Source organism: Corallococcus interemptor (assembly GCF_003668875.1).
Taxonomy (GTDB): domain Bacteria; phylum Myxococcota; class Myxococcia; order Myxococcales; family Myxococcaceae; genus Corallococcus; species Corallococcus interemptor.
The window spans coordinates 1-20,886 of sequence record NZ_RAWM01000094.1; the positions used below are offsets into that span (position 1 = coordinate 1).

The following is a 20,886-nucleotide window of genomic DNA, read 5'->3' on the forward strand; positions in this document are numbered from 1 at the left end:
GCCGGACGCGGAGGCTCCGCCGCCCGCCGCGACCACGGCCCGGGCGCCGGAGCCTCCGCGTCCGGCCGCCACTGAGCAGGCGAGCAGTGCCGGCGCGCCCGTCCCCCGCGTGATGGGTGCTGGCGCGAAGAAGAAGGTCGTGGTGAAGAAGTCCCGTTAAAGCCCGCCCGCCGCGCCGTCGTTCCGGCGGCGCGCGGGTGGAACAACCGGGGGTGCCACCATGGACGCCGAGCACAGGGCCGAGGGACAGGAAGGGATGCCGGGCACACCTGGTGAGAATGCGACGCCGTCCCCGCAGGACGGCGCGACGGAAGCGTCCGCGCCGCGGCAGGGCGAGGGCGCGAGTGGAGACGTGACGCCGGAAGGTGCCCCCCGCGCTGAAGCTGAAGCGGGCGGGGCCCGGACGGACGTGTCCGGAGAGGGCACGGAGACGCTCGCGGCCGCCGGTGCCGGGGACGCAGCGTCCCCGGGCGGGGCGGATGCGAGCACCGCCAGCGCGGAGGGCATGGCGTCCCCGAGCAGCAGCGGGGGCGAGGCCGCCACGACCGGCGGAGAGTCCAGCGCGGCCCACGGTGACGACGCCGCGACCTCCAGCGGTTCGGCTGGGGGCTCCGGCCTGGAAGGCACCGGCGCGGCGGGGCAGGGCGAGGGCACCGAAGCCTCCCCGTCCCCAGGCCGCTACGTGGAGCTGTCCTCGGGCGAGAGCGTCCAGGACGCCTCCGGCACGGGCAGCGACGGCGGCGGCGAGGCGAAGGACGTGCTGGCGGAGCCGCGCTCCGGACCGGTGTCGGGCGCGGACGACGCGCTCCTGAGCGCCGGCATCTGGGACGTGGCGAGCCGGGCGAGCCAGGAGGACGCGGGCTCCACTGGCTCCGCGGACTCTGGAGACGGTTCGGAGCAGGGCGCCAGCGAAGGCGCGGCGATTTCGGAAGGGGAGCCCCACGCGCAGGCCATCGAGCCGCGCGTGATGGGACAGGTGACGGCGATGGTGTTGCCGCTGGAGCGTTTGGAGGAGGACACCACCTTCCGCCTGCGGGACGAGGGCGACGTGTCCGAGCTGGCCACGGACCTGGCGCGGTTGGGCCAGCTGTTCCCGGTGGACGTGCGCCCGCGCGGCGAGGACCGCTACCAGCTCATCTGCGGCTTCCGCCGCGTGGCGGCGCTGCGCTTCCTCAAGCGCGACCAGGTCCAGGTCCGCGTGCACGAGGAGCTGTCCGACGAGGACGCGCTCCTGTTGTCCCTGGCGGAGGCCATCCACGCCTCGCCGGTGGAGCACGACGTGCTGGAGGCCAAGCGCACGTCGCTGGAGGCCGAAGGCCGGCTGACGGCGCCGGTGCGCGACATGCTGGAGAAGGCGCTCGCCACCGAGGAGACGCTGGCCCCGGAGGGCGTCGAGGAGGAGATCGACGCGGACGAGCTGGCGGTGGACGTCGCGCAGCGCATGGGCGCCCTCAACCAGGACCTGTCGCTGCTGGCGGACGTGTTCGCGGCGCTGGACGAATCGCGCAAGGCGGAGCTGCTCATGCAGCTGCGCTACTCGGCGCAGCTGGTGGCGTACCTGGAGGGTCTGTAGGCCATGGCGGAAACGCTCGAACGTGACCGCGCCCGGCTGCTGGAGGTGCTCACGCAGCGCTCCTTCGAGCGCCGGCGCGTGGTGCTCTCCTCCGGCAAGGAGTCGGACTTCTACATCGACTGCAAGCGCACCGCGCTGCTCGCCGAGGGCCACTACCTCATCGGCCGGCTGCTGCTGGAGGCCATCCGGCGGGACGCTCCGTCCGCGGTGGCCGCGGGCGGGCTGACGCTGGGCGCGGATCCGCTCGCGTCGGCGGTGAGCCTCACCAGCTTCCTGGAGGGCGGCGGCCAGAAGCCCCTGCACGCGTTCATCGTGCGCAAGGAGCCCAAGGGCCACGGCACCGGCCAGTGGATTGAAGGTCTGTCCGCGCTGGGCCCCGGCGCCCCGGTGGCCATCGTGGAGGACGTCGTCACGACGGGCGCGTCCACGATCAAGGCCATTGAGCGCGCGAAGCTGGAGGGCCTGACGGTGCTGGGTGCCTTCGCGCTGGTGGACCGGCTGGAGGGTGGACGCGAGGCCGTGGAGGCCGGCGGCCACCGCCTCACCACGCTGTTCACGCGCAAGGACTTCATCCCGTGAGAAGGCTGCTGGTGGCCGCGGTGCTGCTGGGCGTGCTGGGCGGTTGCTCCACCACGCCCCCCGTCGTCGGGGAGCCCGCGCCCACGCTGGATGATCCGAAGCAGGAGTCCGCGTACCTCTCGGTGTTGGACCGGTACTCGGACCGCAGGGAGATCTACGACGGCTTCGACACGCGCGTCTTCGCGGGGGCCACGTTCCAGACGCCCGCCTTCCGCGAGGCCCGCATCCACCGCCGCGCCATCTTCCAGGCGCTGCCCGCGGCGAAGGTGGAGCAGCTGCTGGCGGAGGAACAGGCGGACGCGGCGAAGTTCCACGAGTTCTTCCTGGCGGTGCACGTCAACGACTACCGTTACGACGACTTCGCCCACCGCAACAGCATCTGGCGCATCGCGCTGGTGACGCCCGCGGGTGAAATCACGCCCATGGAGATCCGCCGCCTGGGCCGGGCGGACCTCAACGTGCGCGCCTACTACCCCTACGCCAGCCTCTTCTGGGTGGGCTACCGGGTGCGCTTCCCCAAGGTCTTCACCGACGGCCAGCCCGTCATCCCCGAGGGCACCGAGCAGGTGATGCTCCGCGTCGCCTCGTCGCTGGGGAACGCGGAGCTGAAGGTCCACGCGCGCTGAGGACGCGGCGAGGGACGGCCCTCAGGTCTGCTGACCGTCCTTCAGCCACTTCGACGTGAGCGGCATGGTGGGGCCCGCCATCAGGCGGTCCAGCAGCGCGTCCGGGGAAGCGTTCACCGCGAAGGGCATGCCCTGCGTCTCCGGGACGAAGCCCGCCTCCACCATCTGCTTCGCCATCGCGAGCAGCGGCTGGAAGAAGCCGTCCACGTCCAGCAGGCCCATGGGCTTGCGGTGCAGGCCCAGCTGCGCCCAGGTGACGATTTCAAAGAGCTCATCCAGCGTACCGAAGCCGCCGGGCAGGGCGACGAAGGCGTCCGAGCGCTCGGCCATCAGCGCCTTGCGCGCGTGCATGGAGTCCACCCGGTGCAGCTCCGTCAGGCGCGGGTGGGCCAGCTCCTTCGCGTCCATGAAGTGGGGCAGCACGCCCACGGCCTTGCCGCCGTGGGCGATGACGGCGTCCGCCACCGCGCCCATCAACCCCACGCTGGCGCCGCCGTAGACGAGCGTCAGCCCGCGCTTCGCCATCGCGGCGCCCATCCTGGCGGCGGCCTCGCGGTACTCGGCGCGCACGCCGGAGCGCGAGCCACAGAAGACGCAGACGCTGCGCACGGTGTTCTCAGCCATGGTCAGAAGTATCCATGCCGCTGGGGATTGGCGGCCACCACGGCCAGCGCCGCGGCGATGAAGAGCAGGACGGGGATGGCGCGCGAGTAGAACTTCGTGCCCTGCCGCAGCGCCAGGCCACACGGCAGGCCGAAGAGGAAGCCGCCCAGGTGCCCGGCCCAGCTCACGCCCGGCAGCAGGCTGATGACCGCCACCTGCACGAGCCAGAACATGTGCTCCCGGCGGCCCTGCTGGGTGAGGATGGGCAGCATCGCGCCGCCCCAGCCCAGAATCATTCCGGACGCGCCCACCGTCACGGTGTTGAAGTTGAAGAGGAGCGCGAAGGCCGAACCGCCCAGCGCAGTGACGAGCGACAGCGCCAGGAACCGCCAGCTGCCGATGCCGCGCTCCAGCGACGCGCCCAGCGAATAGACGGCGGACATGTTGAAGAGCAGGTGCAGCGGGCCGCCGTGCTCGAACACCATGCCCAACAGGCGCCAGTACTCGCCGTCCCGGACCCACGGGCCATAGAGCGCCAGCGGCCCAACGACGCCGTAGCGCCCGCCCTCGGGCGTCACCAGGTTCCGGCCCAGCGAGTCGCTCAGGAAGAACATCACCACCGCGCCCGCGATGATGGCGAAGCTGACGTAGGGCGTGGGCAGCTTGGGCCTGGGCTGCTGGGGGCCCGGAGGCGGTCCGCCCCCGTCCTGCCCACGGGGGCCCTGTTCGTCTCCCAGCCCGGAGGGGCCGGGGAGGTCATCCATCATGCCGCGAGGACGGGACATGGGTGCTCACAGCTCCCGGGAGAGGAGGGTGTCGCGCGTGCCCTGGTGCTCGTCCGTATGCGGGTAGTCCAGGGTGTAGTGCAGGCCCCGGCTCTCCTTGCGGCGGCTCGCGCAGTCCACGATGAGGTGCGCCACCTCCGCGATGTTGCGCAGCTCAATCACGTCGCGGGTGACCTTGAAGCGCCAGTAGTAGTCGCGGATCTCCTCGCGCAACAGCTCCAGCCGCCGCCGCGCGCGCATCAGCCGCTTGTCCGTGCGGACGATGCCCACGTAGTTCCACATCAGCCGGCGGATCTCATCCCAGTTGTGGGTGACGACCACGCTCTCGTCGGAGTCCACCGCGCTGCCGGAGTCCCAGGCCGGCGGGTCCTCCTTCGGCAGCGTCAGCGACGCCAGCTCCTCCGACGCCACCTGCACCGCGCGGTGGCCGAAGACCAGGCCCTCCAGGAGCGAGTTGGACGCGAGCCGGTTCGCGCCGTGCAGGCCCGTGCAGGACACCTCACCGATGGCGTACAGGCCCGGGATGTTGGTGCGCCCGTGCAGGTCCGTCACCACGCCGCCGCACTGGTAGTGGGCCGCGGGCACGACGGGGATGGGCTGCACCGCCATGTCGATGTTGAAGGCCTTGCAGGTGGCGTAGATGTTGGGGAAGCGCTCCGTGAGGTACGCGCGGCCCAGGTGCGTCATGTCCAGGTAGACGCAGTCGTTGCCCGTGCGCTTGAGCTCCGCGTCGATGGCGCGCGCCACCACGTCGCGCGGGGCCAGGTCCCGCATGGGGTGGTAGCGGTCCATGAACGTCTGGCCGCCCTTGAGCCGCAGCTTGCCGCCCTCGCCGCGCAGGGCCTCGCTGATGAGGAAGCTCTTGGCCTCCGGGTGGAAGAGGCACGTGGGGTGGAACTGGTAGAACTCCATGTTCGCCACGCGCGCGCCCGCGCGGTACGCCATGGCCACGCCGTCGCCCGTCGCGACGTCCGGGTTGGACGTGTAGAGGTACACCTTGCCCGCGCCGCCAGTGGCCAGCACCGTCACCTTGGAGAGGAACCGCTCGATGGAGCCGTCCTCCATCAGCGCGTACGTGCCCAGGCACCGGCTGCCGGCCGGAGTGTGGGGACGGCGGTCCAGGATGAGGTCGATGGCGGCCGTGTTCTGGAAGAAGGTGATGTTGGGCTGCGCGTCGCACGCGGCCAGGAGCGCGCGCTGCACCTCGCGGCCCGTGATGTCGCCCGCGTGGATGATGCGCCGGGCGGAGTGGCCGCCCTCGCGCGTGAGGTCGAACTCGCCGGCGCGCTGATCGAACGCCGCGCCCAGCGCCACCAGCTCCTTGAGGCGCGCGGGCCCCTCGCGCACCGTCACCTCCACCGCGTCGCGGTGGCACAGGCCCGCGCCCGCCACCAGCGTGTCGTCGATGTGCGCGTCGAAGGTGTCCGTGGGGGACAGGACGCCCGCGATACCCCCCTGCGCGTAGGCGGTGTTGCCCTCGCCGCGCTCGCGCTTGGTGAGCACGGCGACCGTGCCGTGCTGGGCCGCCTGCAGGGCGAACGACAGGCCTGCCACGCCGCCGCCCATGACCAGGAAATCAAACCGATGGGGCATGGCGGACAGCCTTAACGGCGGTAAGTGCTGGAAACAAGGCGTTTTCTTGAGGACTTTCCGGGTGTTGTCTAAGGTTTCGCACCGCCGCCATGCGTGCCCTGACCGCCCTCGTCGTCCTGCTGACCGCCGCCCTCCCGGCGCATGCCTCCGACGGCATCTACAGCTACGTGGAGAAGGACGGCACCATCGTCTACACGAACGTGCCCCCCGGCGGCGCGCGCAAGGCTCGCAAGCTGTCCGGGACCTTCACGCCGGCGCCGGCCAAGTCCGCGCCCGTGCGGGGCCGCTCGAAGACGCCCACGGAGCTGGATCCGCACATCACCAACGCGGCGCTGCGCTACCGCATCCCGCCGGCGCTGGTGCGCGCCATCATGCACACGGAGAGCAACTTCAACCCGAACGCGCTCAGCCACAAGGGCGCCAGCGGGCTGATGCAGCTCATGCCGGGCACCGCGTCGGACATGTATGTGAAGGACATCTTCGACTCGAAGGACAACATCGAGGGTGGCGTGCGCTACCTGCGCGTGCTGGCCAACATGTTCGACGGCGACATGGTGAAGATGGTCGCCGCGTACAACGCCGGCCCGGACGCGGTGAAGAAGTACGGAGGCCAGGTGCCGCCGTACGCCGAGACGCAGGAATACGTGCGCAAGGTCCTCCAGCTCTACTACCACTACAAGGAGCGCGAGCGGCTCGCCCAGGCCGAGGCCAGCAGCCGTGAGCCCACATCCGAGAATGACGACGCGCACGAAGGGGACGAAGTCGCCGGGCCCCGCTGACGAGGAGTTCCTGCAGCAGCTCCAGCGCGGAAGCGAACTGCTGGGCGCCGGCAAGGTCACCGAAGCGAAGGACTTCCTGGAGCGTGCGCACGCGCTCCAGCCGCGCCACGAGAAGGCCCAGAACCTCCTGGGCCTGACGTATTTCAAGCTGGGCCTCTTCGACCGCGCCGCGGACCTGTACGAGATGCTCGTGCGGGACAACCCGGTGGACCCGACGCTGCGCGTGAACCTGGGGCTCGTCTACCTGAAGACGAACGCGCTCCAGCGCGCCGCGCGAGAGTTCGAGACGGCCACCGACCTGGCCCCGGACCACAAGAAGGCCCACAACTACCTGGGCCTGACCTTCGCCCAGATGGGCGAGTACGGCCGCGCGCGCGAGCACTTCCTGCTGTCCGGCAGCGACGCCATGGCGGAGAAGATGTCGCGCGCCATCGCCGGTGAGGGCTACAGCCGTCCGCCCGCGCCCCCCACGGTCCGTCCGCGCGAGGAGGCGCAGGAAGAGGAGCAGGAGGCGCGCGCCACGCCGCCCGCGCCCGCGTCGTCCTCGGGAGAGAGCGACTGGGGCGCCCAGTTCGGCCTGGATGAAGCCCCCCCGAGCCCCCGCGCGGGCACGCCAGCCCAGGCGGCCGCGAAGCCTCCGGACGACGACCTGCTTTTCGCCGAGGACGAGGGGCCACCTGGCGCGAGTGCGTACCAGGACGAGGACGCGGAGCTCGCCGCGACCACGGACGCGGACACCTCCGGGGCCGACGTCGAGGTCGCCGACGAGCTGCCCCCCACGCCGGTTTCGGAGGAGATTGAGGTCTCCGAGGAGCCGCCCGTCCTCGCGTCCCAACTGGAGTCCGGGCCCGGCGCCGCCTTCGATGAGACCTTCGCCGCGCTGGCCACGAGTGAGCCGGCCGCCGCCGCCGAGCCGGCTCGGGCGCCCCGGCCCTCCACGCCGGACGCCGGACCGGGCGTGAACCCGCCCGTGCTCACCGAGTGGGTGCCCACGCTGGCGCTGCCCAATGCAACGCCGGGCCAGTCCTTCACGCAGGGCCCGGCGGGCCTGACGGTCGCGGTGGACGGAGAGCTGCTCACGCGCCTGGAGGGGCTGTCCGCCGTGCGCGGGCAGGTCACCTTCGAGCCGGAGATGAAGCGCTTCCGGGGCCGGGCCACGGACAAGCCCTTTGGCGAGGGCGACGGGGCCATGGTGCGCGCCCGGGGGCAGGGCACGCTGCACCTGGAGCCCGTGTCCGGGCGTCAGTGGGTGGCGGTGTCGCTGGACGACGAGTCCGTCTACCTGCGCGACCCGTGCGTCTTCGCCTTCGAGGAGCCCGTCGTCTTCGAGAACGGCCGCGTGCCGTCGGACCTGGCCCAGGACCTGGACCTGGTGCACCTGCGCGGGCAGGGGCGGGTGCTGCTCAGCCTGACGGGGCCGCTGCGCTCGGTGCCGGTGGCCATGGACCAGCCGGTGTCGGTGCCGCTGACGCACCTGGTGGGCTGGGTGGGCAACCTCACCCCCCGCGTGGTGCCGCTGGTGACGTCCGCTGGCGGGGCGACACTGAAGGCCGCGGTGGAGCTGGGCGGTGAAGGATTTGCCCTCATCGCACCCGGGGTCCGGTAGAACGCGCGCCCATGGCCACCGAGCGAGCCCTCAGGAAGCAGCGCAAGCGCGAGGAGCGGGCCCGCCGCCGCGCGTCCCGCCGTCCCAGCATCCTGGTGCAGGAGTTCTGGAACCTGCCCAACATGCTGACGCTGGGGCGCATCCTCCTCATCCCCGTGTTCGTCTGGCTCACCTACGACGCGGACCCGCTGCACTCGCTGCTGGCCGCCCTGGTGTTCGCGGTGGCCGCCATCACCGACGTCATCGACGGCTACCTTGCCCGCCGCTGGAACCTCATCACCGTGGTGGGCAAGTTCATGGATCCGCTGGCGGACAAGCTCATCGCCATGGCCGCCCTGGTGATGATGGTCCGCCTGGGCCGCATCGCCGCGTGGGTCGTCATCGTGCTGCTGGCCCGCGAGTTCATCGTCACCGGCCTGCGCACCATCGCCGCCAGCGAGGGCATGGTCATCGCCGCGGGGCAGGAGGGGAAGTGGAAGACGTCCCTCCAGCTGGTGGGGATCATCTCCCTGTGCGTCCACTACGTGCACCCGCTGGACCTGGGCTTCCGCACCGTCACCGTGGACTACAACCAGGTGGGCAAGGTGCTGGTGTACCTGTCTGGCGCCTTCTCCGTGTGGAGCGCGGTCGTGTACTTCCGTGCGTTCCTCGGCATGCTCGCCCGGCGGGGTGGGGCGGATCCGGATGCGAAAAGTGTTTGACGTGTCTGGGAGGCCTCTGTATATCCCGCCCCACTTCCGGGGCGGCACTGACCGGGCAGCACGCGGTACCTGATGCGGGAATAGCTCAGCGGTAGAGCATCGCCTTGCCAAGGCGAGGGTCGAGGGTTCAAATCCCTTTTCCCGCTCCAATCGAAGCACGCAGCACCGCAGTACCTGATGCGGGAATAGCTCAGCGGTAGAGCATCGCCTTGCCAAGGCGAGGGTCGAGGGTTCAAATCCCTTTTCCCGCTCCAATCGAAGGCCCTCTGGGAAACCAGGGGGCCTTTTTCTTTCTCCAGGCTCCAGGGCGTGCCCGTGGTCAGGGCGCCTCACGGCAGGCGGGCGCGCGAGGGGCTGGCGGCCCGCTGTTCCCGAGCGTTCGCCACCGGCGGACCCTTTGCGGTATGGATACCGGCGCATGATTCGTAACTTCCGGGAACTCTACTCGTACCGGGGGCTCCTCCTCAGCCTGGTGCAGCGCGAGCTGAAGGCGCGCTATCGCGGCTCGGTGCTGGGCTTCTTCTGGACGTTCCTGAACCCCACCCTGCACATGCTGGTGTACGCGCTGCTGTTCGGCGTGTTCATGAAGAACCAGATCACCAACTACGCCTACTTCATGTTCGTGGGCCTGTTGCCGTGGATCTGGTTCTCCACGTCGGTGTCGGCGGGGGCCAGCGCCATCAGCGACCGGCGCGACCTGCTCACCAAGGTGCGCTTCCCGGCCCAGGTGCTGCCGGCCACGGTGGTGGCCACGAACTTCTGCAACTTCGTCTTCTCACTGCCCCTGATGGTGGCGCTGGGGCTGCTCTTTGGCGTGGTGCCGTCCTGGCACGTGGCGCTGTTCCCGGTCGTGGTGCTGGTGCAGATGTGCTTCACCTTCGCCATGGTGTACGCGGTCAGCGCGTTCAACGTGACGTTCCGGGACCTGCAGCACATCGTGATGAACCTGATGACGCTGTGGTTCTTCATGACGCCGGTGCTCTACCGGCTGTCCACCATCCCGGAGGAGTACCGGCGCGTGCTGCAGGTGCTCAATCCGATGTCCATCCTCATCACCTCGTACCAGGCCATCTTCTACGAGCACCAGTTGCCGGACCCGGTGCCGCTCGTGTCGCTCCTGGGCGTCTCGCTCGTGCTGCTGTGGGGGTCCACGCAGATCTTCGAGAGCCGCCGCGAGGAGTTCGCGGAGTCCATCTAGATGGTCCAGTCACCGACCGAGGACGCCATCGTCATCCAGGACGTGGTGAAGAGCTTCCGGAAGAAGACCATCCGGGGCGAGTACACCACGTTCAAGTCGGAGCTCGTGCGCTGGCTGCGCGGACAGCGCAACGCGGCCGCCCAGGGCAACCGCTTCATTGAATCCCTGCGCGGCGTGAACCTGCGCATCCCCAAGGGCCAGACGGTGGCCATCCTGGGGCGCAACGGCTCCGGCAAGAGCACGCTGCTCAAGCTGATCACCGGCATCTACACGCCCACGTCCGGCAGCATCCAGGTGAACGGGCGCATCTCCGCGCTGCTGGACCTGGGCGCGGGCTTCCACCCGGACTTCTCCGGCCGGGAGAACATCCTCATCAACGGCATCATCCTCGGCATGTCGCGGGCCGAGGTGCGCGCGAAGATGGACGACATCATCGCGTTCAGCGAGCTGGGGGAGTTCATCGACGAGCCGGTGCGCACGTACTCCAGCGGCATGTACATGCGCCTGGCGTTCTCCGTGGCCACGCACGTGGACCCGGACATCCTCATCATCGATGAGATCCTCGCCGTCGGCGACGAGCACTTCAGCAAGAAGAGCCTCGCGAAGATGACGGAGTTCAAGCGGCTGGGGAAGACCATCGTCCTCGTCACGCACGACATGTCCACCGTGGAGCGCTGGTGTGATCAGGCGGCGTGGCTGGACGGCGGGCGGATCCGCCGCGTGGGCACCCCGTCGGAGATCGCCGCGGAGTACCGCCAGGCGGTGTCGCTCGCGGAGGCGCGCTCCACGGTGTTCACGCCTCCGGCGCTGACCGAAGGGGGCGGAGCGCTCCCCTCGCTGCCGGAGGGCCCGGTGGTGCGGGACGAGCCTCCCGCGTCGCCGCCGGTGGCCGTGTCGCGGGTGGGGCTGGTGGGGCCGCGCGGTGAGGAGCTGGGGCTCCTCACCTCGGAGACGCAGGCGGAGGTCTGCATCGACTACGTGGCGCGCGAGTCGGTGGAGGACGTGGAGTTCGTCCTCACGCTGTCCACCGCGGACGGAGCGGTGCTGTACGTGACGAGCACCCGGTCGGACCGGGTGCCGCTGCCTTCGCCGCTGCCGCCGCAGGGACGGCTGCGCTTCCTGCTTCCCCGGGTGGGACTGTTGGGAGGCTCCTACGTGCTGAGCGTGGAGCTGAAGACGGGCAACAACGCGAACCCGGAGCCGGGCCGGGAAGCGCGCTGCACCTTCTCCGTGAGCACGGAGCACGATGACCGGGGAGTCTTCCGGCCGGAGCACACCTGGGTGGTGGAGGAGGCTCCGGCCGCTCCCGTCCAGGCGGTCTCCGTGTCCAAGCATGCAGCGGCCTCCTGAGGGGGAGGAGGCCCACCCGCGTGCCGCGGCCCGGGGCCTTGAAGAAGGGGAGGCGCCTGGGAAGTGAGTACCTTGTTCCACACCATGCCCGAGGGGGGGCAGACAGCTTCGTCCGCCGGTGAGCTCGCCGAGCGCATCGCGGCCCTGCGCGCGGAGCCTTCATCGGGCGATGCGCGGGAGCTCGCGGCGCTGACGGAGCAGCTGCGAAGGCGGGTGCCCCCGGCCAGCACGCCGCTGTCGCCGTTGCTGGCCGCGGCCCGGCTCGCCGTCCCGTTCGACTTCTCCGTGCCGCCCTCGCACCGCGCCGCGGGAGGGCAGTGGGTGACGGCCGCCAAGCGCGCCTTCGTGCTGGGGCTGCGCCCGCTCCACGTCGAGCTCCTGAAGCCCCAGGCTGCCTTCAACCAGCGCGTGCTGCGCGTGCTGGAGCGCCTGGAGGCCCGGCGCGACCAGGGCACCCGCGAGGACCTGACGGACTGGGTCCGCGAGCAACTGGACGCGCGAGGCTCGGCGAAGGGGCGCGAACCAAGAAGCTTCGCTCCGGTGGACCTGGCCTGGAAGCTGGCGTGGCGCGCGTGGCGCAAGGCGATGCGGCCCGTGCTGGAGCCGCTGCTCGCGCGCCAGGCGGAGTGGAACGCGCTGATGCGGGAGACGCTGTTGAGCGTCGCCGCCGCGCCGGGAGTCGGGACTCCGTCTCCGATGGATGCAACGCACCGGGTGGCGCGGCTGGTGGCGCTGGCGTCTCCGTGGGACCGGCCGGGGCTGCCCCGGGGCGTCCGGGCCTCCGCGCCGCTGTGGCGCGAGGTGCTGCGCCGGCAGTCGCGCTTCAACGGCGAGGCGGTGGTGGCGCTGGCCGCCATCCTCGGCGTGCGCACGCCGCCTCCTCCCGTGCCCGCGCTGGAGGACTTCCACCACTGGTGCACGCTGCGCGAGGCCGCGGACATCACGGCCGCTCGCGAGTCCGTGGCGCGGCTGCCGCGCCGTCCCCGGCTGTCGCTGCTGGTGGCCACCGCGGGGGCCTGCCCCTCGCACCTGCGCGAATGCCTCGCGTCCGTGGAGGCCCAGCTCTATCCGGAGTGGGAGCTGGTGCTCGTGGGGCCGGAGGACGGTCCCGCGCTGCCGGAGCCGTGGGGCTCGTCGCGCCGCCAGCCGCGCATCCGCCGGGTGACGCTCAGCGGGCCCACGGACCTCGCCCGCGCGCTGCGCGTGGGCCTGCAGGCCGCGAGCGGTGACTTCGTGGGCGTGCTGGGCGCGGAGGACACGCTCGCGCCCCATGCGCTGGCGGAGGTGGCGCGCGTGCTGGGCGCGGACCCCGGCCTGGACGTCGTCTACGCCGACGAGGACCGGCTGGACACGCGCGGGCGCCGCACCCATCCGTTCTTCAAGCCGGACTGGTCTCCGGACCTGCTCCGCTCCGTGGACTACCTGGGGCGCGGCGTGATGGTGCGCCGCGCGCTGGTGGAGTCCGTGGGCGGCTTCCGCGAGGGCTTCCCGGGCGCGGAGGAGTACGACCTCTTCCTGCGCGTCAGCGAGGCGTCGGAGCGCATCGGCCACGTGCCGCACCTGCTCTACCACCGGCGCAACGGCGTCACGGGGCAGGTGTCCCAGGAGGGCCGCCGCGCGCTCGCCGAGCACCTGACCCGCCGGGGCGAGGACGCCGAGGTGACGGTGCCGGGGCCGGGCCGCTACCGCGTGCGCTACGCCGTCCGGGGCACCCCGAAGGTGTCCATCATCGTCCCGTTCAAGGACCGGCCGGACCTGCTCAAGACGCTCACGGACACGCTGCTCACGCGCACCACGTACACGCACTACGAGCTGGTGCTCGTGTCCAACAACAGCGTCCGCCCGGAGACCTTCGCGCTGCTGGACACGCTCGATGATCCGCGCGTGGTGAAGCGCACCTGGGACTTCCCCTTCAACTACCCGGCCATCAACAACTGGGCGGCGGGGCAGGCCACGGGCGAGCTGCTGCTCTTCCTCAACAACGACATGGAAGTGGTGGACCCGGGCTGGCTCACGGAGCTGGTGTCCCACGCGCAGCGCCCGGAGGTGGGCGCGGTGGGCGCGAAGCTCCTCTTCCCGGAAGGCACCGTGCAGCACGCGGGCATCGTCGTGGGGATGACGGGCATGGCGGGCCACCCCTTCTGGCGCCTGCCGGACGGGCCCATCGTCACGCCGTTCGGCCACACGGAGTGGGTGCGCAACTGGCTGTCCGTCACCAGCGCGTGCGTGATGATCCGCCGGCCCCTCTTCGACGCGCTGGGCGGCTTCGACGAGCGCTTCCTGCTGTGCGGCAGCGACGTGGACCTGGGCCTGCGGCTGCACACCCGGGGCCTGCGCGTGGTGTGCACGCCCTTCGCGCGCGTGGTGCACCACGAGTCCGCCAGCCGCCGCACGGACGCCATCCCGGAGCCGGACTACTGGCGCTCGTTCACGTCGTACCGGCCGTGGCTGTTGAAGGGCGACCCCTACTACAACCCCAACCTCACGCTCCTGTCGGGGGACTGCGACCTGCGCCGTCACCCGGAGGACGGCGAGGCGCTGGCGGTGCGCACGCTGGCCCATGAAGTGCCCAGCGCGCGCCGCCCGCCAGCGTGACGGCTAGCGGATGGCCCGCCAGGTGAACCAGGCGTCGTAGGCCAGGTTCGCCAGCGGCACGCCGCTGCGGCGCACCACGGAGTCACGCCAGGGGTTCGTCTCGAAGGCCTTCCAGGCCTCTTTGATCGCCCCCTTCACCGAGCCCACCTGCGCGAGCTTCTTCAGCTCCAGCTTCAGGCCGAAGGTGGTGACCTCGTGCACGCCGAAGCTCTCCACGTGCGAGTACTTGAGGAACTCGCGCGCCTCCTGCTCCGTGGGGTAGCGCGTGTAGCGCAAGAGCTCCTGGAGCGTGCCGGGCTGCAGCTCCTCCGCGGTGAAGCGCAGCAGCGGAGACAGGCGCGCGAAGTCCCGCGCGTAGTCGTACATGCCCTCTTGCACGCGGCGGAAGAAGCGGGCGCTGTTGTCCTTCTCCTGGTCGTGATGCAGCAGCTCCGGCATGGGCAGGTGCGGCGCCCAGGGGTTCTGCCCATAGCGCACCGTGCTGCCGTGGTTCGCCGTGGTGATCATCTCGAAGATGGCGGTGTTGCGCAGGAAGTCCGCCTCTTCCAGATCGTTGCGCCGCAGGTCCGCCAGGTAGCCGTACTTGAAGGAGTTCTTCGGCTGGGGCTGCCCGTCCGGGACGTAGGCCAGATAGAAGCCGTGCAGCTCCGGGAAGCGCGCGTCGTGCTCGAAGGCGCGCATCAGGTTGTCCTGCATGCTGCCCTTCCACCCGATGTCCACGAGCGCCGTGCGCTTCAGGCCCATCATCCCGCGGTACTCCAGGTAGCGGGACAGCCGGGCGCGCGCCTCGTCGCGGCGCTGGTGGAAGGCCACGCGCACGCGGCGCGACGCGAGGAAGCGCTGGAAGGCGGCGTCCTTCGTGGGCTCCACGATGGGGCGGTCCGGGTCGGTGAGGCCGCACTCGGCGGCCAGCCGGATGAACTCGTCCTGGGGCAGCGACAGGTTCTTGAGCAGGCCGCGCAGCGACTGGCGGCTGTACTGGCGCCAGAAGCGGTGCACCTCCTCCCAGCTCAGCTCGCGCATGGAGGCGAGGATGGTGGAGGCCCGGCTGACGAACAGGTAGTGCGCCTGGGGCATCCGGGGGAACAACCCGGAGTCCTTCAGGAGGGCGAAGACCTTGAGCAGCGTCAGGCCCTCGCGCGCGAGGAAGTAGACGTGGTCGATGCCCAGCTTCTCCGAGCGCTCGATGACGTCCACCACGAAGGCGACGATGCCCGGCGCCAGCGTGCGGCCCAGCTGGTAGCTGGGGTCGTCGTCCGGCGCGCGGACGTGCTGGGCCTCGTTGCCCAGCACCACGTCCACGTAGTGCGCGGCCCAGTACGGGTTCTGCTCCACGGCCTTCTGCGCGGACTCCAGCCGGCGGCGGCGCTGCTTCTCGTCCGGGTCGTCGATGCGCAGGGTGGGGATGCCCAGCCGGCGCGGCTGCACGTTGTCCGCGTTCTCGTCGTCGCCCACGAAGAAGAGCTGCTCGGGCTTGAGCCCTTCGCGCTCCAGCACGCGCGGGAAGAGCCGGCCGGACGCCTTGCGCAGCCCCTCGTCGATGGAGACGTAGCCCGCGTCGAAGTACTGCTCCAGCCCGCAGTGCCGCAGCAGCTCGCGCAAGAGCGGCTGCGACAGGTACATGTCGCTCACGAAGATGAGCCGCTTGCCCTGGGCCTTCAGCGCGGACAGCACCTCGTGGATGCCCGGCGCGGGGCGCAGGGCCCGCTTCTCCAGCTCAATCTCCAGCGCGCGCAGCTCCTGGGCCATGCGCGAGCGCAGCGGCTCACGCGGCACCCAGCTGCCCGCCCAGCGCTGGACCAGCTCCTCGAAGTCCACTTCGTTGTCGCGGCCCTGGGCCACCTGCTCCCCGGCGATCTCCATCTCCAGGGCGAAGCGGCGCTGACGCACCTGCGCCACCGTGGGCATCGCCTTGGGGTGCACCAGCGCCTTGAGGCGCGTGTGGAAGGCGCGCGCCACGGCCGTCTTGAGCCACTCGCCCTCCACGCTGCGCACCACCAGCGTGTTGAAGACGTCGAAGCCCACCACGTCGTAGCCCGCCGTCGCCGTGAGCAGCCGCTCGCGCAGCGTGGAGAAGGGCGAGGATTCGATGGGCGGCGCTTCGTCCGCGCGGAACAGGCGCGAGGCCTGGGACAGGCCCTCCACCACGTTCAGCGGCAGGGCCTCCGACGCGATGACGGACATGCGCTCGCCGGGCGTCGCGCGCGGGTGCTTCGTGGCGGCGGGGGCGCCCTTCTGCGTCAGGTACAGGTCGCGCGCGGTCTCCACCGCCCAGCGCTGAAGGGCGGGAAGCAGCGCGGCCGCTGCGGGTTCACGGCGGGCTGTCATCTGCTTCCGGTGTCCTTGGCTCTAGTGGGTGACGGCCGCGCGGGCGCGGGTGAGACGCTGGACCTTCTCCGCGCCCAGGGCTTCCGGGACGGAGGCCTCCACGGCGACGGGCACGGCCACCGGGGGCCGCGTGGGGGCGAGCGACGCCAGGTGCGCCACGGGGTCCGCGAACAGGTAGGCGTCGTGCAGCACGCGCTGGAAGCACGCCGAGGCGTCGAAGGCCTCGCGCATCTTCTGCCACGCGCGGATGCGCACCGCGCGGAAGGACACCGGCATGCGGAAGACCTCGTCCAGCGAGCGCCCCCACTGCCCATCCGGACGGTAGAGGAACTCGTCCTCCGGCTCGATGTTCCAGTCGCCGGGGAACACCGTGTCCGCGACGACGAGCAGGCCGTGCGCCATGGCCAGGAGCGGCAGCGGATCAAACCGGCCCATCAGGTCGCGCGACGCGTAGACGAGCGTCCCGGCCTTCTCCAGCGCCTGCGTCACTTCCTCGGGCGTGGCGTGCGACGACAGCACGTCCACCGGCCCCAGCTTGCGCAAGAGCTCCAGCGCCTCCGGAGAAGGGCTGGCCCAGTCCGGCACCAGCATCCGCCGGAGGTCCAGCCGCGGGCCCGAGGGGCAGCGCGCGGTGTCCACCGGCAGGGGCAGCGTCTGGAGCAGCGGCAGCCGCGACAGCTCCGGCGACGCGGGCGTCTCCAGATAGGTCAGCCAGCGGAAGCCCTTCGCGTCCGGGCCGGACAGGCTCGCGAGCTTCTGCGCCTCCTCCGTGCTGAACAGCGGCGCGGGGATGATGCCGACGCTCATGGTGCCGGGCACGCGCGCGGCCTGCTCCGGCGTGAGGTCCTGCGGGCGGAACACGAGCGTCGCGTTCGCGCCCCAGGCCCGCGCCTCGTCGAGCGCGGGCTCCCACTGGCCGGCCGTCACCGGGAAGAAGCGCACCTGGGCCCACGCCGCCTGGACGGGCACGTGCGGCTCGAAGGCCGGCTCGCCCACGAAGGCGACGCGCTGGAGGGTGGGGGAGGGCGGATGGATTCTCATGACAGGACTCGCGTGAGCCGCGCGCGCAGCGACTTCTTCAAATCGTCCGACACCAGCTTCTGCAGCGCGCGGACGGGGCGGGACTTCTTGAACTGGCGGTAGCGCTCCAGCAACACCTGCTCACCGGGACCCACGTACGGGTGCAGCGGCGAGCTTCCACCGCGCTCCGCGCGCCAGACGTCATCCAGCCAGTGGCCGTGCATGGAGGACATCGCGGCCAGCGCGGGGCGCAGGTGCGAATTCGTCCAGCCCTCCGTGTGAAGCGCCTCCAGCCCGGTGGCCACCTGGCGCGTGCTGGACTCCCAGTCCGTGAACGCCTTCGCGGTGGCGAGCGCGTTCGCGCGCAGGTGCGCGAGGTACGCGGGCTGCGTGCTCAGCAGGCGCAGGAACTGGACGATCTGCCGGTGGTTGTACGGCTCCACCATCAGCGAGTTCTGCCCGTGCACCATGTACTCGTCGGTGCCGGTGACCGTGTACGTGATGGCGGTGCCGCCCTGGGAGAACATCTCCAGCGGCGGGCCGAACATGCCCTCCACCCGGGACAGCTTCAGCAGCACGTCGTACTGGCCGTAGACCTGGTGCACCTGGTTGATGGGGATGCGCTCGTGCACCTGCACCGGCTGCCCGCCCACGGTGGGCTTCTGCCCGCCGGAGGACGACGCCAGCCACCCCGTCTCGAACTGGACGCCTTCCTTCGCGGCCAGCTCCAGCACCTCGAAGGTCTCCGGCACGCCCTTGAAGCCCACGCCCCACGGGCCCTCCACCAGCACGCGCAGCTTGCCGTCGCGCTTCGGCGGCGCCTGCACGCAGGGGAAGTGCTCCCGCGACAGGCCGTTCTGCACGTACAGCGTGCGCCCTTCGGGCTGCAGCGTCTGGATGAACTCCACCAGCCACTTCGCCTCGGTGACGAACAGCAGCGGCAGCGAGTACGTCTGACGGTTGAGCAGCTTGTAGTGGCGCTCCGCGTGGAAGCGCGACTCCAGGCTCTGGTTCAGGTAGCCGTAGACCCGGGCGTTGACGCGCCACAGGTCGTAGAAGGTGATCCACCAGGTGGCCAGCGCGAAGTCGAAGGACTCGCCCTCGGCCTCCGCCACGGAGCGGCGCGGCAGGTCCGCGAGCCGCGGGTGCCACAGCGGATACGTCAGCTTGACGGGGCCCGGGGTGATGAGGACCGCCTCATGGCCAAGGTCCTGCAGCCGAGAGGCGTACTCCAGGATGACGTTGGACCCACCGGAGATATTGGCGATGTCCCCAACGAGGAACCCGATCTTCATGCCTTGGCAACTCGCGTCGTGGGCTGGATGCGGCCCGGAGGAAACGATTCGCCGCCGCCGTTGATTCTCCCCGTGGCATCCCCCTCAGGATTTAGCGAGGCAGGCGAAGCGAAGGGCCGATGTAGCGCGGAGCCGGTTCCTGCGTCAACGTCCGGCCGGGCCGCCGTCCGTCGAGCAGGCGGCCATCCGCTCAGCGCGAGGATGGGCCCGGCGGATCCTTCTCCAGCTGCTTCAATCGCGCATCCAGCTCACGCCGCCACAGGGCCTGGGTGCGGGCGTGTTCGCGCTGGTTCTCGATGACGACGGTGAGCGCGTCCAGGATGGCTTCGTTGAAGTGCACCTGGCGGCGCAGCACCTCGTTGATGAACGGCTGGAACGCGCCGCGGAACGTCCGCTTGGCGAACACCAGCACCGGTCCGACGAGAGGGCGATGCGACGTCGCGGGCTCCACGTAGCGCACGTCCGCCTTGGCGCGCGCCTCCAGGAGCAGCGCCGGCCACTGGCCCGCGACCGGGGCGCGCAGGGACGCGGCGAGCGTACGGCGCAGCTGGTCGCGAGCGGCGGCGGACGGCTCGGGGAGCCGCTCGGTGGCGGCGGCCACGGCCTGGGCGGTGGGCTCGGCCGTGAGCAGGTCAGCGGCGTGCATGGCGGGCTCCTCGTTTCGATGACAGGCCCTGGACCAGGGTGTTGGCCACCGCGTCCAGGTCCGAACGGTCCAGCTCCAGGAGCTGCGCCCCCAGGTGGTGCCGCGCCGCTTCCGTCGCCGCCTCGTCGGTCACGGTGGCCGCGTCGCGCACGCCCCAGCCCCGGCGGCCCACGGCCCCCAAGAGCGCCTGCGACACGCCGGAGTCCGTGCCCAGCAGCACCACCTTCCCCGACGAGGCCCGGACCGCCGTTTCCAGGGACGATGAACCGGGCAGCGGCTCCGGCGCCGGGCCGACCGGCTGGTCTGGAGTGAAATGCCAGACAGAGGCGCCCTCGCTCGTCCGTGGGCCGAGCGAGAGGACAGGCTCCTCGCCGCGCCCCCGGAGGGCGAGGATGCGGGAGTCGGGGAGGCGGCGATGCAGCTCGCGCGCGAGCCGCGACATGGGCGCGTCCGGCCGGGAGGTGAAGCCGGGGCACACGAGCTCGATGGCGGGCGCCTCGGATGGGGTGGGGGTGGCGGCCGGGCCTGCGTCGCGGGCTCCCAGCCAGCGCAGGAGCGTGTTGCGCACCTGGGTGGCCACGGCCTGCTGGGACAGCGCGGCCACGCGGGCGCGCTGCGCGGCCAGGACCTGCTGGCGCAGCGTGGAGTCGCGCTCCAGCACCGCGAGCAGCTGGGCCACGTCCATGGGCTCGCGCGAGAAGGTGGTGAGGCCCGCGCCACCCATCGTCTCCGGGACGGCCGCGGCGCCGTACGCGACGACGGGGACGTCCCGGTACATGGCCTCCAGCAGCGGCACGCCGAAGCCCTCGTGCCGGCTCATGGACAGGTACGCGGTGGCGGACGCGAAGCAGGCGGACAGCTGCGCGGCGTTGACGCGGCCCAGGAACTGGATGCGCTCCGGGCCGAGCAGGTCCTTGAGGCCGTGCAGGAAGCTGCCGTAGGGCCCGTCGCGGTGGATGTTGCCGGCGATGAGCAGGCGGCTCTTGGGCTGATACAGCCGCTGGTACGCGGTGAAGACGCGCAGCACGTCGTCCACGTACTTGCTGGGCACCGCGCGGCCCACGAAGAGGATGTTGGAGCAGCCGTCGTCCAGCTCCGCCATCAGCGAGGGGTCCGGCGGCGTGTCGAACGCGTTCCAGTCGATGGCGAAGGGCAGCACGTCCACGCGCGGGTAGCCCGCGGCGGCCAGCTCCTCCGCGCTGAAGCGCGAATAGGCGAAGGCGCCGTCCACGTGCGGGCGCAGCGCGAGCAGCTCCACGCGGGCGGTGTCGCACGACAGCGCGGCGCCCCGGTCGTAGCCCTCGAAGAGCCGGGCGGGGGTGATGTTGTGGTAGACGAGCAGCTTGCGGCCGCGCGACCGGGCGATGAGCGGCACCTGCCTCGATTCGAAGCTGTGGTGCACGAGCAGCACGGAGTCGCGGGTGGCCTCGCGCGGGTAGCTCTTCGCGGGGCGCACCTGGTCGCGACAGGCGTCGTCCCAGCTGTCCGCGTAGATTTCGGAGGTGTGGCCCCAGGAGCGCAGCAGGCTCTGGAGGTAGCGCACCTGGTTGCCAATCGCGTCACCCCAGGCCAGGCGGGTGACCAGCTGGTGGATGTGCAAGGGTCCGCC

17 protein-coding genes and 2 tRNA genes are annotated in these 20,886 nt (G+C 71.1%); 11 read left to right on the forward strand and 8 right to left on the reverse strand.

Annotated features, from left to right (window positions below; genetic code table 11):
* Positions 1-256: 256 nt before the first annotated feature.
* From D7X96_RS27300 to D7X96_RS27310, 3 genes are read left to right on the forward strand one after another with little or no spacing between them, the layout of a single operon-like run.
* Entirely contained in the window at positions 257-1,573 is a 1,317-nt protein-coding gene (locus D7X96_RS27300; protein ID WP_121771091.1) for a ParB/RepB/Spo0J family partition protein, read from the forward strand.
* 3 nt (positions 1,574-1,576) lie between these two features.
* Entirely contained in the window at positions 1,577-2,152 is a 576-nt protein-coding gene (pyrE, locus tag D7X96_RS27305) for an orotate phosphoribosyltransferase (protein ID WP_120546698.1), read from the forward strand.
* Positions 2,149-2,778, forward strand: coding sequence for a hypothetical protein (locus tag D7X96_RS27310; protein ID WP_120546699.1), 630 nt, complete (start codon positions 2,149-2,151; stop codon positions 2,776-2,778). The genes pyrE and D7X96_RS27310 overlap by 4 nt, the downstream gene beginning before the upstream one ends.
* Before the next feature lie 21 nt (positions 2,779-2,799).
* On the opposite strand, the gene D7X96_RS27315 is transcribed toward D7X96_RS27310, so the two are convergent.
* The 3 genes from D7X96_RS27315 to nadB are packed head-to-tail and all read right to left on the reverse strand — an operon-like array spanning position 2,800 to position 5,759.
* Positions 2,800-3,402, reverse strand: coding sequence for an LOG family protein (locus tag D7X96_RS27315; protein WP_120546700.1), 603 nt, complete (start codon positions 3,400-3,402; stop codon positions 2,800-2,802).
* 2 nt (positions 3,403-3,404) lie between these two features.
* Positions 3,405-4,166, reverse strand: coding sequence for a rhomboid family intramembrane serine protease (locus D7X96_RS27320; RefSeq protein ID WP_121725087.1), 762 nt, complete (start codon positions 4,164-4,166; stop codon positions 3,405-3,407).
* 6 nt (positions 4,167-4,172) lie between these two features.
* Positions 4,173-5,759 (reverse strand): L-aspartate oxidase, encoded by a 1,587-nt coding sequence (nadB, locus tag D7X96_RS27325; protein WP_120546702.1) that lies wholly within the window; start codon positions 5,757-5,759, stop codon positions 4,173-4,175.
* An 89-nt stretch (positions 5,760-5,848) separates the two neighbouring features.
* Here nadB and D7X96_RS27330 point away from each other — a divergent pair, with 89 nt between their 5' ends.
* The 8 genes from D7X96_RS27330 (at position 5,849) to D7X96_RS27365 (ending at position 13,988) form a co-directional block, all read left to right on the forward strand.
* Positions 5,849-6,538: a lytic transglycosylase domain-containing protein gene (locus tag D7X96_RS27330; RefSeq protein ID WP_120546703.1), complete on the forward strand. Its 690-nt coding sequence runs from the start codon at positions 5,849-5,851 to the stop codon at positions 6,536-6,538.
* Entirely contained in the window at positions 6,495-8,144 is a 1,650-nt protein-coding gene (locus D7X96_RS27335; RefSeq protein ID WP_121771092.1) for a tetratricopeptide repeat protein, read from the forward strand. The genes D7X96_RS27330 and D7X96_RS27335 overlap by 44 nt, the downstream gene beginning before the upstream one ends.
* An 11-nt stretch (positions 8,145-8,155) precedes the next feature.
* A complete protein-coding gene (gene pgsA, locus D7X96_RS27340; protein WP_120546705.1) occupies positions 8,156-8,845 on the forward strand; it encodes a CDP-diacylglycerol--glycerol-3-phosphate 3-phosphatidyltransferase in 690 nt (229 codons plus the stop codon).
* A gap of 74 nt (positions 8,846-8,919) precedes the next feature.
* Positions 8,920-8,994, forward strand: a tRNA-Gly gene (locus tag D7X96_RS27345).
* Between the two features lie 30 nt (positions 8,995-9,024).
* Positions 9,025-9,099: transfer RNA gene (locus D7X96_RS27350), tRNA-Gly, on the forward strand.
* 164 nt (positions 9,100-9,263) lie between these two features.
* Positions 9,264-10,043: an ABC transporter permease gene (locus D7X96_RS27355; protein WP_120546706.1), complete on the forward strand. Its 780-nt coding sequence runs from the start codon at positions 9,264-9,266 to the stop codon at positions 10,041-10,043.
* A complete protein-coding gene (locus D7X96_RS27360; RefSeq protein ID WP_121771093.1) occupies positions 10,044-11,393 on the forward strand; it encodes an ABC transporter ATP-binding protein in 1,350 nt (449 codons plus the stop codon).
* Between the two features lie 63 nt (positions 11,394-11,456).
* A complete protein-coding gene (locus D7X96_RS27365) occupies positions 11,457-13,988 on the forward strand; it encodes a glycosyltransferase (protein WP_279637407.1) in 2,532 nt (843 codons plus the stop codon).
* Positions 13,989-13,991: 3 nt separating this feature from the next.
* On the opposite strand, the gene D7X96_RS27370 is transcribed toward D7X96_RS27365, so the two are convergent.
* The 5 genes from D7X96_RS27370 to D7X96_RS27390 form a co-directional block, all read right to left on the reverse strand.
* Positions 13,992-16,316, reverse strand: coding sequence for an HAD family hydrolase (locus tag D7X96_RS27370; protein WP_121771094.1), 2,325 nt, complete (start codon positions 16,314-16,316; stop codon positions 13,992-13,994).
* A 21-nt stretch (positions 16,317-16,337) separates the two neighbouring features.
* A complete protein-coding gene (locus tag D7X96_RS27375; protein ID WP_121771095.1) occupies positions 16,338-17,357 on the reverse strand; it encodes a hypothetical protein in 1,020 nt (339 codons plus the stop codon).
* Entirely contained in the window at positions 17,354-18,631 is a 1,278-nt protein-coding gene (locus D7X96_RS27380) for a glycosyltransferase family 4 protein (protein ID WP_120546710.1), read from the reverse strand. Before D7X96_RS27380 ends, D7X96_RS27375 begins: the two co-directional genes overlap by 4 nt.
* Positions 18,632-18,821: 190 nt before the next feature.
* The gene (locus D7X96_RS27385; protein WP_199746964.1) at positions 18,822-19,277 is read right to left on the reverse strand and encodes a hypothetical protein; all 456 of its coding nucleotides are present in this window, start codon (positions 19,275-19,277) and stop codon (positions 18,822-18,824) included.
* A complete protein-coding gene (locus D7X96_RS27390) occupies positions 19,264-20,877 on the reverse strand; it encodes a glycosyltransferase (RefSeq protein WP_244219744.1) in 1,614 nt (537 codons plus the stop codon). The genes D7X96_RS27385 and D7X96_RS27390 overlap by 14 nt, the downstream gene beginning before the upstream one ends.
* Between the last annotated feature and the right edge of the window lie 9 nt (positions 20,878-20,886).